At 66.7% G+C, this 11,975-nt stretch carries 11 protein-coding genes, 1 rRNA gene and 1 pseudogene; 7 read left to right on the forward strand and 6 right to left on the reverse strand.

The window, feature by feature from the left end:
• Positions 1-541: pseudogene (locus ACK4ZD_RS14735) on the reverse strand (alpha/beta hydrolase); the annotation flags it as partial.
• A gap of 116 nt (positions 542-657) precedes the next feature.
• Positions 658-1,140, reverse strand: a complete 483-nt coding sequence (locus tag ACK4ZD_RS14740) for an Lrp/AsnC family transcriptional regulator (RefSeq protein ID WP_409663718.1) — start codon at positions 1,138-1,140, stop codon at positions 658-660.
• A 142-nt stretch (positions 1,141-1,282) separates the two neighbouring features.
• On the opposite strand from ACK4ZD_RS14740, the gene hppD reads away from it, so the two are divergent.
• From hppD to ACK4ZD_RS14760, 4 genes are all read left to right on the forward strand, one after another.
• Positions 1,283-2,389: a 4-hydroxyphenylpyruvate dioxygenase gene (gene hppD / locus ACK4ZD_RS14745; protein ID WP_409663721.1), complete on the forward strand. Its 1,107-nt coding sequence runs from the start codon at positions 1,283-1,285 to the stop codon at positions 2,387-2,389.
• Positions 2,390-2,411: 22 nt separating this feature from the next.
• Positions 2,412-3,311, forward strand: a complete 900-nt coding sequence (gene phhA / locus ACK4ZD_RS14750; RefSeq protein ID WP_409663724.1) for a phenylalanine 4-monooxygenase — start codon at positions 2,412-2,414, stop codon at positions 3,309-3,311.
• 97 nt (positions 3,312-3,408) lie between these two features.
• A complete protein-coding gene (locus tag ACK4ZD_RS14755; RefSeq protein WP_409663726.1) occupies positions 3,409-4,533 on the forward strand; it encodes a glycosyltransferase in 1,125 nt (374 codons plus the stop codon).
• Between the two features lie 13 nt (positions 4,534-4,546).
• The gene (locus ACK4ZD_RS14760) at positions 4,547-5,182 is read left to right on the forward strand and encodes a class I SAM-dependent methyltransferase (RefSeq protein ID WP_409663729.1); all 636 of its coding nucleotides are present in this window, start codon (positions 4,547-4,549) and stop codon (positions 5,180-5,182) included.
• Here ACK4ZD_RS14760 and ACK4ZD_RS14765 read toward each other — a convergent pair.
• The 3 genes from ACK4ZD_RS14765 to ACK4ZD_RS14775 are packed head-to-tail and all read right to left on the reverse strand — an operon-like array spanning position 5,143 to position 8,285.
• Complete coding sequence (locus ACK4ZD_RS14765) at positions 5,143-6,132, reverse strand: esterase/lipase family protein (protein WP_409663732.1); 990 nt, start codon at positions 6,130-6,132, stop codon at positions 5,143-5,145. The genes ACK4ZD_RS14760 and ACK4ZD_RS14765 overlap by 40 nt on opposite strands.
• Before the next feature lie 17 nt (positions 6,133-6,149).
• A complete protein-coding gene (locus ACK4ZD_RS14770) occupies positions 6,150-7,766 on the reverse strand; it encodes a GMC family oxidoreductase N-terminal domain-containing protein (protein WP_409663734.1) in 1,617 nt (538 codons plus the stop codon).
• 12 nt (positions 7,767-7,778) lie between these two features.
• Positions 7,779-8,285 (reverse strand): hypothetical protein, encoded by a 507-nt coding sequence (locus ACK4ZD_RS14775; protein ID WP_409663737.1) that lies wholly within the window; start codon positions 8,283-8,285, stop codon positions 7,779-7,781.
• 85 nt (positions 8,286-8,370) lie between these two features.
• On the opposite strand from ACK4ZD_RS14775, the gene ACK4ZD_RS14780 reads away from it, so the two are divergent.
• The 3 genes from ACK4ZD_RS14780 to ACK4ZD_RS14790 are packed head-to-tail and all read left to right on the forward strand — an operon-like array spanning position 8,371 to position 11,796.
• Positions 8,371-9,111: an FFLEELY motif protein gene (locus ACK4ZD_RS14780; RefSeq protein ID WP_409663739.1), complete on the forward strand. Its 741-nt coding sequence runs from the start codon at positions 8,371-8,373 to the stop codon at positions 9,109-9,111.
• A gap of 49 nt (positions 9,112-9,160) precedes the next feature.
• Positions 9,161-10,864, forward strand: coding sequence for a long-chain-fatty-acid--CoA ligase (locus ACK4ZD_RS14785; RefSeq protein WP_409663742.1), 1,704 nt, complete (start codon positions 9,161-9,163; stop codon positions 10,862-10,864).
• Between the two features lie 14 nt (positions 10,865-10,878).
• The gene (locus tag ACK4ZD_RS14790) at positions 10,879-11,796 is read left to right on the forward strand and encodes an MBL fold metallo-hydrolase (RefSeq protein WP_409663745.1); all 918 of its coding nucleotides are present in this window, start codon (positions 10,879-10,881) and stop codon (positions 11,794-11,796) included.
• Between the two features lie 82 nt (positions 11,797-11,878).
• On the opposite strand, the gene rrf is transcribed toward ACK4ZD_RS14790, so the two are convergent.
• A 5S ribosomal RNA gene (rrf, locus tag ACK4ZD_RS14795) occupies positions 11,879-11,975 on the reverse strand; the annotation flags it as partial.

Here is an 11,975-nt window from a genome sequence, read left to right on the forward strand (position 1 = left end):
TATGATTGGCCGTTCGGAAAGTCTCTTCCTCGATCGCCGCGCCCGTGATGTGCCCGCCCATCGAATGGCCGATGATGTAGCGCCGGGTCGGCTCGGCCAGGCCGGTCAGGCGCGAGAAGGCCAACGCCAACGCATTGGTGTCCTCCACCCCGGCACGCACGTCATAGTAGTTCTTGCTATAGCTCGACGCCGCCCAGGCGTAGCCGTTGGCGATCAGGTGGGCCCGAATCGGCGGGTTGCTCACCGTCAAGGGCACGTTGGTGCCTCGGTAACCGTGGGCATACATCACGAGGCGGCCGTTCCAGTTCTCGGGCACCTCGATGCGGTAGCCCGCCCCGCCCAGCACGCCATGCAAGCGCGTGGTCGTGGTCCCCGGCAAGGCCTCGAAAGCCAGTGCCGCCTCATCCAGCGGGAAGGTGCGCGCATCGTGCGCACGCACCTCTTCCGGCTCAGGCGCGCTGCCATCCCCACCGCCTCCGCACGCCACCAACAACACGGCGCTGCCCAGCGCAGCGGCCCACTTGGAACGCGAAAACTGCATGTCTGTCTCCTCTTGATTTCTGCACTGCAAAATGCACGGACGTGCACAAATGCCGTTCGATTGTGGAGACAGGAAGCTCCGCATCTGTCGCCAAAGCGACAGCAAGGGCCTAGGGATTACACCGGCACAGCCGTGGTGGTCTTCACCCGATCGAGCACGAAACTGGTCTTGCAATCCTCGACGCTCGGGTGCTTGAGCAGGGTGTCCATGATGAAGCGCGAGTAGTGGGCCATATCCTGCACCACCACACGCAGCAGGTAATCCATCTCACCGGTCAGCGCCACGCACTCCACCACTTCGGGCCAGCTTTGTACTGCCGCGCGGAACAGATCCATGGGGTTGCGCTTGTGGCTCTCGGTGTGTTTTTCCAAGCGCACATTGATGTAGGCCGTCAGCCCCAGCCCCACCCGCTCGGGCGGGACGATGGCCACATAGCCGGCAATCACCCCGGCCTCTTCCAAGCGCTTGACGCGGCGCAGCGCCGCCGACGGCGACAGACTCACCTGACCGGCCAGTTCGTCGTAGGTCATGCGGCCATTGGCCTGCAACGCGCGAAGGATGCGCCGATCAATGGCATCGAGCGTCACGGGTGTGTCCATTGGAGAATTTTCACATTTTTCAAGCGTCAACCCCCCAATTCCGCTCAAAAAATGCAGAAAAACTGCGCTGTGCGCCGCCTACAGTCTTGACACAGCTCAACCCGCAGGCGCCGCGGCGTCTGCCCACGCTTAGGAGATCGGCATGCAGTTCACCCCCTGGGACAATCCGATGGGCACCGACGGCTTCGAATTCATCGAATACGCCGCCCCCGATCCCGCCGCGATGGGCCAGCTCTTCGAACGCATGGGCTTCAAGGCCATCGCGCGCCACCGGCACAAGAACGTGACGCTGTACCGCCAGGGCGAGATCAACTTCATCCTCAACGCCGAACCCGACTCCTTCGCCCAACGCTTCGCCCGCCTGCACGGCCCCAGCGTGTGCGCCATCGCCTTCCGCGTGCACGACGCCAAGGCAGCCTACGAACGCGCCATCGGCCTGGGTGCCTGGGGCTACGCCAACCAGGCCGGCCCGGGCGAGCTGAACATCCCGGCCATCAAGGGCATCGGCGACTCGCTGATCTATCTGGTCGACAAGTGGCGCGGCAAGAACGGCGCCAAGGAAGGCGAGATCGGCAACATCGGTTTCTACGATGTCGATTTCGAGCCCCTGCCCGGCGCCGAGCTTCACCCGTTGGGCCATGGTCTGACCTACATCGATCACCTCACCCACAACGTTCACCGCGGCCGCATGGCCGAGTGGGCCGAGTTCTACGAACGCATCTTCAACTTCCGCGAGGTGCGCTACTTCGACATCGAGGGCCAGGCCACCGGCGTAAAGAGCAAGGCCATGACCAGCCCGTGCGGCAAGATCCGCATCCCCATCAACGAAGAAGGCAACGAGAAAGCCGGGCAGATCCAGGAATACCTCGACCGCTACCACGGCGAAGGCATCCAGCACATCGCGCTGGGTTCGACCAACCTGTACGACACCGTCGACGCCCTGCAGATGGCGGGCATCAAGCTGCTAACCACCAGTGCCACCTACTATGAGCTGCTGCCCAAGCGCATCCCCAACCACGGTGAGGACCTCGAAGGCCTGAAGGCCCGCAACATCCTGGTCGACGGCCAGCCCGGCGAGCTGCTGCTGCAGATCTTCAGCGAGAACCAGCTCGGTCCCATCTTCTTCGAGTTCATCCAGCGCAAGGGCAACCAAGGCTTCGGCGAAGGCAATTTCAAGGCCCTCTTCGAAACCATGGAACTTGACCAGATGCGCCGCGGCGTCTTGAAGACCGACGCCACCACGGCTTGACATCCCGCACGAGGAACGCGCCATGACTGCCCCTTCCACCGCCATCGACTTCCACAGCGGCGTCAACCAGGGCGTGGCGCCCGTCACCTACGGCGAAGGCGAGCGTCCGCCGCGCGGCAACTACGCCCGCGCCCGCGCCGACTACACCTGTGAGCAGGACTGGACCGCCTACACCCCGGCCCAGCACGACCTCTACCGCCGCCTCTACGAACGCCAGGCGGCCCAGTTGCCGGGCCTGGCCTGCCGGGAGTTCATCGAGGCCGTGGCGCACCTGGGCGAGCCCGACCGGATCCCGCGCTTCGACGAGCTGAGCGAGCGCCTCATGCGCGCCACCGGCTGGCAGGTGGTGGCCGTGCCCGGCCTCATCCCCGAGGAGGCCTTCTTCAAGCTGCTGTCCGAGCGCCGATTCCCGGTCACCGAGTGGATCCGCGAGCCCGAGGAGTTCGACTATGTCGTCGAGCCCGACGTCTTCCACGACCTCTTCGGCCACGTGCCCCTGCTCTTCAACCCCGTCTTCGCCGACTACATGCAGGCCTACGGCGCCGGCGGCCTGAAAGCCAGCCGGCTCGACGCCTGCGAACTGCTGGCGCGTCTGTACTGGTACACGGTCGAGTTCGGCCTCATCGCCACCCCCGAGGGCCTGCGCGCCTACGGTGCCGGCATCCTGTCGTCCACCGGCGAGCTGCGCTACAGCGTCACCTCACCCGAGCCCAGGCGCGTGGGCTTCGACGTCGAGCGCATCATGCGCACGCGCTACAAGATCGACACCTACCAGCGCACCTACTTCGTGATCGACAGCTTCGAGCAGCTCTTCCTGGCCACCGCCCCCGACTTCACGCCGATCTACGCGCGCGTGCGCCAACTGCCTGCGCTGGAAGCCGGCGAGCTGCTGCCTGGAGAACGTCGCTTCCCGCCCGCCTGAGCCTGGGTATCCCGGGCGGCAGGCGACTACACTGTGCGCGGCGGTGCCCGATGGGCACTGCTGCCGCAGCCCATCGCGGCGTCCTTGCGCCCTCACCATGGATTCGACACCACCCGCCCCCTGCGGCGAACGGGAAGGCCCGTCCGTCGCCAACCGCCCGCGCCTGCGGTTCTGGCCCCATTCGAGCGATCCCCTGGTCGCCAGCACCCGGATCCGCTGCCTGCAGGTGATCGACGGCTTGCGCCTGGCCGGCCGGGACGCAGGCCTGTTCGTGGAGCACGAACCCGCACCGCATGCCCTCGTCCTGGGCAAACGTTATGACGAGGCCTCACTGAACCAGGCCCTGGACCTGCGCCACCGGCATGGAACCCGCCTGATCCTCGATCTGTGCGACAACCATTTCTACGCCAAGGAAGAGGCTCCTCGGTGGCGGGCGCGCGCCGCCGCCCTGCGCCGTGCCGTGCAGGAGGTGGACCTGGTGGTCGCCTCCACGCCTGCCCTGGCCGAGGTGATTCGCCAGGAGACCGCGGGCGACCGGCCGGTCCAAGTCATCGGCGATCCGCTCGACACGGCACTGCCGGTGGGCGGGGTCACGCTGCAGCAGCGCTGGCACGCCTGGCGCCTGCGGCGCTTCCTGGCATCGCGCGACATCGCGCCCGGCCGCCGCTTGCTGTGGTTCGGCAACCATGGCGCGAGCTACGCCGACGGCGGCCTGCAGGATCTGACCCGCATCGAGCGCCCGCTGCATGCGCACCATCGCGCCCAGGGCCTCAGCCTGACCGTGGTGAGCAACAGCGAGGAAGCCTTCCGCCGACACCTGGGCCATTGGACATTGCCGACCCTCTATGTCCCCTGGTCGCCCGCCGTGTTCCGGCAGGCCCTGGCCGGCCACGCGATCGCGATCATCCCGGCCCAGCTCAACCCCTTCACGCGTTGCAAGACCCTCAACCGGCTGGCAACGGCCTTCTACAATGGTTTGGCCGTGGCAGCCGACCGCATCCCTTCTTACGAGGAGTTCGAAGGTCTGGCCGTTCTGGACGACTGGGACGAGGGCCTGGGCCGCCTGATGGCCGATGCCGGCGAACGCGAACGCCGTGTACAGGCGGCCCGACAGCGGTTGCTGCAGCACCACGACCTGGGCACCGTCTGTCGGGCCTGGGATGCGGCATTCGCGCAACTGCTGCACCCTGCGCACGCCCCGCAGTCCGTGCATTCGACATGAACCGGGAACAGGCTTGAAGACCGAACGACTGATCGAACCGTCCACACCGGCGCCGCCCCCCTCGGACGGCCTGCGGCTCAACCTGGGCTGCGGCTCCAAACGCATCCCAGGATTCATCGGCATCGACATCGGTGAAGGCAGCGCGGTGGACGTCCGCATGGACGTGATGGAGTACCTGCGCAGCCTGCCGGACCACAGCGTACAGGACGTCTACACGCGCCACTTCCTCGAGCATGTGGACGGCCACCACCTGCGGCCGATGCTGCTAGAGATCGATCGGGTCCTGCGCCCGGGAGGAAGCCTGCACATCATCGTGCCGCACTACTCCAACCCATATTTCTACTCCGATCCCACCCACCGCCTCTTCTTCGGCGTCCACACCTTCAGCTACTTCTGCGAGCATTCCTGCCTGCACCGTACCGTACCACGCTATGCCACGATCCCCGGCTGGTCTCTCGACCAGGTGCGCGTGGGCTTCAAGCCTTATGCGCGCCCTCGCCTGCTGGGTGTGCGCGTGCCCATGCTCAGCGGCCTGCTCAACAGCGTGGTCAACCGCAGCACGCTCGGCATCGAGCTCTTCGAGCGTTACCTGTGCGGACTCTTCTCGATCTACGAGGTGGAATACCGCATCTGCAAGCGCCGGTCCTGAGGCACCTCAGGCGGCTGGGCGTCTCCACCTTCCACGACGGACAGCCAGCGCATCGCCTCGTCCCACACCGCCGGGTGAAAGGCCATGCGCACGTGAGCCGTGGCCTCGAGATGCCGGTTGTCTGCGCCGGCCAGGGTGGCGGTCGATGCCGGAAACACGATGTTGTCGCAATGCCCGTAGAAACAGGTGAAGCGCCTGCGACATGAGGCCGGCTCCTCGCTCGCCAGCGCCTCGAGCCAGGCATGGGCCAGGCGCATCTGCCGGGTGTTGTTCGCCAGGCCGAAGCGTGCCAGCCAGGTGCCATGATGGGGCGTTCCGATCGTGATCACGCGGTGCACGCGGTCGTACGAGCGCCAGCGCCGCAACCACGCTCGCGCCGCCAGTCCGCCCATGCTGTGGCACACCAAGACGGGCGGCAGTCCTGTGGCCACCTCGATCCGGCGCACCGCCGCCTCGATCGTGTCGGCATAGTCATCGATGGAGCCAAACACCGGCTCGAGGTTGACGGCCACGAAGGGATGCCCCTGACGCGTCAGTTCGCGCAGCCATGGCGTCCACAGGCCCCGGTTGCACACGAAGCCATGCACGAGCACCAGGCCCCGCCGTCCGGGCCCGACGTCCGGCCGGTCGGGCACGGCGTCCCAGAAAAACGGCTGTCGCCAGCAAAAGACCACAGGCGCCGTCGTCACCTCGCCCCACCAAGCGCGCAGCAACTGGCGTGCCGTCGCCCGCGGCGCCGGATCGCCGTCATGCAGGCAGGCCACCAGCACGAATTCCAGCGCCATCACCAGCGCATACCCGGCCACCACGATCCCCGCGCCCAGCGCCATCCACGCCGGCCGCCCCAACGCCCAGGCCATGGCCGCCCAGCCCACCACGAAAACGCCCAGGCTCAGCGTGAGCGCCTGCTGCAAGCGAGCCAGGCGGCTCGTCGCCCCCGCGACACTCACGGCCCGCCCCCGCTCATTCATGCCAGCACCGGGGTCCGCCCGGTCAACTGCGTGGCCAATCCAGTGGCCAGACGGTTCGCAAAACCATAGACCGACAGCTGCGGGTTCGCCCCGATGCTGGTCGGGAAGATCGAGCCGTCGATCACGCTGAGGTTCTCGAGCTGCCAATGCCGGCCGTCAGGCCGAACCACGCCGTGAGCTTCGTTCGCAGCCATCGCGCAGCCGCCCATCACATGGGCACTCACCACCCGCGTGAGCAACGGCTTCATCGGCAGCTCCTGCAACGCCTGGCGAGCCTCCCGCCACGTGGCGTAGGGCCGGGCCATCTCGTGCACCGGAATCACCTGCCGAGCCCCAGCTGCGAACTGGATCTCGGCCATGCTCAGCAACGCCCGGCGAGCCCCGTCCATCACGAAGTCGTTCAGCGGGTAGTCCAGCAGCGGCGAACCATCGCCACGCAACGTGACCCGCCCGCCCGGGGAGTCCGGATGGAACCCGTCGCGCAGCAGCGCCAACAGCGCATGCGTGTGGGCGAACTGGGCGAGCAGCTCGGCCTGCGACCGACCGAAACCTGACAAGGTCGTGGCGAAGACCACCGGATGCAGCGGAGGCGCCTCCAGCTTGTAACCCATCGGACCGTCGATCGGATGGGCGTCCAAGAAGTGATCCGTATAGATCGTCTGGGGCGCCCCCTGCCAGCCCTCCACGCGCTGATCGAAACTCGCTGCAGAAATGACGACCGGGTGTAAAAACGTGCGGCGCCCCAGCAAGCCGTGTGGATCCGGAGCCTGTGAGCGCAACAGCAGGGCCGGCGAGTTGATCGCACCGCCGGCCACCACATAGTGCCGCGCCTGGATGCGCGTACCCGGCCGGCCCGCAGCCACATCCCCGTTGGGCTGCACTGGAACGCACAGCAGGCCCACCACCCGCCCCTGATCATGCTCGAAGCGCAGCGCACGGGTCTCCACCAGCAAACGCGCACCGCGCTCGAGTGCCGCCGGGATCGTGGTCACCAGCATCGACTGCTTGGCATTGGTCGGACAGCCCATGCCGCACGAGCCCAGATTCCAGCAATCCTTCACATTGCGCAAGATGGCCGGCGCGGCGATGCCAAGCCGGGCTGCACCGCGCCGCAGCAGGTCATTGTTCTCGTTGGGCGGCGCCAACCACGCACCGATGTGCAGCCGCCGTTCGACCTGCGCAAACCACGGACTCATCGCCTGCGGGTCCACATCGCGCAAACCGAAGCGCTCCTTCCAGTAGGCCAGCGTGGCATCGGGCGTGCGAAAGGAACTCGTCCAGTTCACCGTCGTGGACCCCCCCACACAGCGCCCCTGCAGAATGTTGATCGCCTTGTCCGCCGTCTTGCGAGCCGCGCTCTCCTGGTACAGCTGAGAATAAGCCTCGCTCTCGAGCTGACGGAAATCTCGGCTGCTGCGCAGCGGCCCCTCCTCGACGATCACCACATCCAGCCCCACCTGCGTCAACAGCTCGGCCGTGATGCCTGCCCCCGCCCCACTGCCCACGATCACCACATCGCAATCGATGTGCTCAGGGGGCAGGGCTTGGCTCCCTCCCAGCACCTGCCAGCCCCGCGACAGGCCTTCAGCCACCGGATCGGGACGCCGGCTCATCGCAGACGCCCCTCAAAGATCGGCCGGGCCGGGATAGCCCAGTGCCGGCCACTGGGCCGGGTCGGAAAAGTAGGTGCCATTGATCATGTCCCGTAGCGCGTGATAGGCCTGACGGCGCACAGCCAGCGAGGACAGCCGCATGTCCTGCAGCCCCTCCTGCACCTGCACCACCGAGGCCTCGGCCCAGTCCGGCGCCACCCCTGCCAACCAACGCCGCCCCGGTGGCAGGGCCAGCAGGCCCAGCAACTGCCCCAGTTCACCTCGGGTGGCCGCAGGCAGCCCGGCCGCAAAAGCCTCCAGACGGACCATCTGCGCCTGAAGGGCCGCCTCACGGGCCATCGGATCTTCGGGCAGGTTGCCATCGAGCACCGCCTCGCACAGTCTCGCCAACACCCGTCGCGCCGCCGCCGTGAACCGCCCTTGCTCCAGGCCTGGGCGCCACCACGCCAAGCCTGCGCCCAAGGTGCCCAACACCAGGGCTGAGCCCAAGCTCAAGCGAAGAAAGGTTCGTCTCTGCATCGACGCCAGTGTGGCACCCGCCAAGCCCTGCGGCCTAGGGTGCCTCCACTAACCCACCCCCAGGCTAACCCCGACAATCCCGGACATGCCCGTCCAGGCCGAAGACATCCTGAACGAACTGCGCGAGGTCGCCCGCCAGCGCGCCCTGCGTGCTGCCGACCCGGCCCTCGGCCCGCGCGTCCAAGCCCTCAAGCGCTACCAGCAGGCCCGCTTCCGCCACACCTACGCCGACCTGCTTGCCAGCCCCCGCCATGGTCCGGCGGCCCGCTTCTTCCTCGACGAGCTCTACGGCCCGGGCGATTTCAGTCTGCGCGACGCGCAATTCGCCCGCATCGTGCCGACCTTGGTGCGCCTGTTCCCGCGACACATCGTCGAGACCGTGCTGCGCCTGGCGCGCTTGCACGCCCTGTCCGAGCGCTTGGACACGCGGATGGCGCAGGCCTTGGACGGCCTGCCCCTCGACCCGGCCCGCTACGTGCGGGCCTGGCAGGCGTGCGGCCAAGCCGACCAGCGCCGCCTGCAGCTCGAGCTCACCCTGGCCGTGGGCCGCTCGCTCGACGGCTACGCCCGCCAGCCCTTGCTGCGGACCAGCCTGCACATGATGCGTGGCCCCGCCAAAGCCGCCGGCCTGGGCGACCTGCAGCGCTTCCTCGAGGCCGGCTTCGACACCTTCCGCGCCATCGGCGGCGCCGAAGAGTTCCTGCGTTGCATTGAGACCCGCGAGCGTGAACTGATGGAACGACTGTTCGCCCCCGATGCTGTCGCCTTGGCGACAGACCCCCGTCGAGCGAACGACCGTGCGTTAGTGCAATTACCGTTGGCATGAACCGGCCCGCCTTCAAGAATCGGGAACGTTTCCTCGATCTGGAGTCACCGTGTCTGCCGTTTCCATTGCGCTCGAGACCAAGCCCTGGCTGAACCACTACCCGCCCGGTGTGCCGGCCGAGGTCGAGGTCGACGTCTACCAGTCCCTGCCCGAGCTGCTGGAGGAGGCCTTCCGCAAGCACGCCTCACGCCGTGCCGCCATGTGCATGGACGTGGCCATCACCTACCGCGACATCGACGAGATGTCTGCCGCCCTGGGCGCTTGGCTGCAGTCCAAGGGGCTGCAACGCGGTGACCGCGTCGCCCTGATGATGCCCAACGTGCTGCAGTACACGGTGGCCATCGCGGCCGTGCTGCGCGCGGGTTTCGCCGTCGTCAACGTCAACCCGCTGTACACCCCACGTGAACTCGAGCACCAGCTCAAGGACTCCGGTGCCAAGGCCATCATCCTCCTCGAGAACTTCGCCACCACGCTGCAAGAGGTGATCGACCGCACCCCCGTGCAGCACATCGTGCTGGCTGCGATGGGCGACATGCTCGGCTTCTGGAAAGGCCTGCTCGTCAACTTCGTCGTGCGCCACGTGCGCAAGATGGTGCCCGAGTTCAAGCTGCCGATCGACCAAGGGCGCACCGTCACCCGCTTCAACATGGCCCTGGCCGAGGGTCACCGCATGAGCCTGCAGCGCCCGCCGATGTCGCCCAGCGACGTCGCCTTCCTTCAGTACACCGGCGGCACCACCGGCGTCTCCAAAGGCGCTACGCTCACCCACCGCAACGTCATCGCCAACATCCTCCAGACCGAGGCCTGGTTCAAGCCCATGCTCGACAAGCTGGGCGACAAGCCACTCACCGTCGTGTGCGCGCTGCCGCTCTATCACATCTTCGCGCTGACGATCTGCTACATGATGGGCGCGCGCCTGGGCTCGATGAACCTGCTCATCCCCAACCCGCGGGACATTCCCGGCTTCATCAAGACGCTGCAGAAGCACCGCGTCAACATGTTCCCCGCGGTCAACACCCTCTTCAACGCCCTGGCCAACGAACCCGACTTCGCCCGCCTGGACTTCTCCGAGCTCGTGGTCAGCAACGGCGGCGGCATGGCCGTGCAACAGGCCACCGCCGACAAATGGCTCAAGATCACCGGCTGCCCCGTCGTCGAAGGCTATGGCCTGTCCGAGACCTCGCCGGTGGCCACCAGCAACCGCTTGGACCTCAAGGAGTTCACCGGCACCATCGGCCTGCCGATCCCCTCCACCGACATCGCGATCCGTGACGACGACGGCCGGGATCTGCCCTTCGGCCAGCCCGGCGAAATCTGCATCCGCGGCCCGCAGGTCATGGCCGGCTACTGGAACCGCCCCGACGAAACCGCCAAGGTGATGACCCCCGATGGCTTCTTCCGCTCCGGCGACATCGGTGTGATGGACGAGCGTGGCTACGTGAAGATCGTGGACCGCAAGAAGGACATGATCCTGGTCTCGGGCTTCAACGTCTATCCCAATGAGATCGAGCAGGTGGTCAACCTGCACCCGGGCGTGCTCGAATGCGCGGCGGTCGGTGTGCCCGACGCCAAGTCCGGCGAAGCCGTCAAGCTCTTCGTCGTCAAGAAGGATCCGACCCTCGTCGAGGAGGATCTGATCGAATACTGCAAGCAAAACTTCACCGCGTACAAGCGGCCGAAGTACATCGAGTTCCGTGACGACCTGCCCAAGTCCAACGTGGGCAAGATCCTGCGCCGCGAACTGCGCAGCTGAGCCTTGCACTGCCCATGCGGCCACTGCCCGACGACATTCTCGTCCTCGAGCGAGGCTGGCTGTCGTCGAACAACATCCTGCTGCTCGACGATGATCGGGACGACGCGATTCTGATCGATACCGGTTACGTGAGCCATGCAGATCAGACACTTGCGCTGGTCGAGCAGGCCCTGCAGGGGCGACGGCTGCGCGCGATCGTCAACACCCATCTGCATTCCGACCACTGCGGCGGCAACGCCGCACTGGCCCGGCGCCATAGCGCGCCGATCTGGGTGCCTCAGTCGGAGTACCAAGCGGCCCTGGACTGGGATCCCGAGCGTCTCAGCTTCCAGGTCACCGGCCAGCGCTGCGACCGCTTCGTCCCCGGGGCTGCGCTGAAGCCAGGCGACACGCTGCATCAGGGCCGGCGCCGCTGGGAAGTGATCGGCGCCCCCGGCCATGATCCCCATGCCCTGATGCTGTTCGATGGCCAGGACGGCCTGCTCATCTCGGCCGATGCCTTGTGGGAGAACGGCTTTGGTGTGGTCTTTCCCGAACTGGTCGGCGAGCCGGGTTTCGACGATGTGCGCGCCACGCTCGGGCTGATCCGCAGCCTGGGTGCACGCCGGGTTCTTCCCGGTCACGGCAGCGTCTTCGACGACGTCGAAGCTGCTGTCGACCGCGCCCTGGCCAAGCTGGCCGGCTTCGAGGCGGACCCCGTCCGTCACGCCTGGTACGCCGCCAAGGTGCTGGTGAAGTTCCACCTGCTTGAAGTACGCTGCCAGACGTGGCCTGAACTGCTCGCCTGGCTCGACGCCACCCCCTACGTCCGCCTGCTCCATCAGCGGTATTTCTCCAGCCAGCCCTGGCCGGCTTGGCAAGCGGCCGTCCTGGAGGCCTTGTGCGCCTCCGGAGCGCTGCGGCGCGACGGCGAGACGATCCTTGATGTCTGATCGCGCAAGAGTCGATCGAATTTCGGTCGTGCAAAAACAAACCCCCACCGCCTTGGTAGGGGGTGGGGGTTGAGGGGATGTAGCCTGACGATGACCTACTTTCACACGGGAGACCGCACTATCATCGGCGCTGAGGCGTTTCACTGTCCTGTTCGGGATGGGAAGGAGTGGGACCACCT

Origin of the sequence: Caldimonas sp. (genome assembly GCF_046291045.1) — a bacterium.
Classification (GTDB): domain Bacteria; phylum Pseudomonadota; class Gammaproteobacteria; order Burkholderiales; family Burkholderiaceae_C; genus Caldimonas.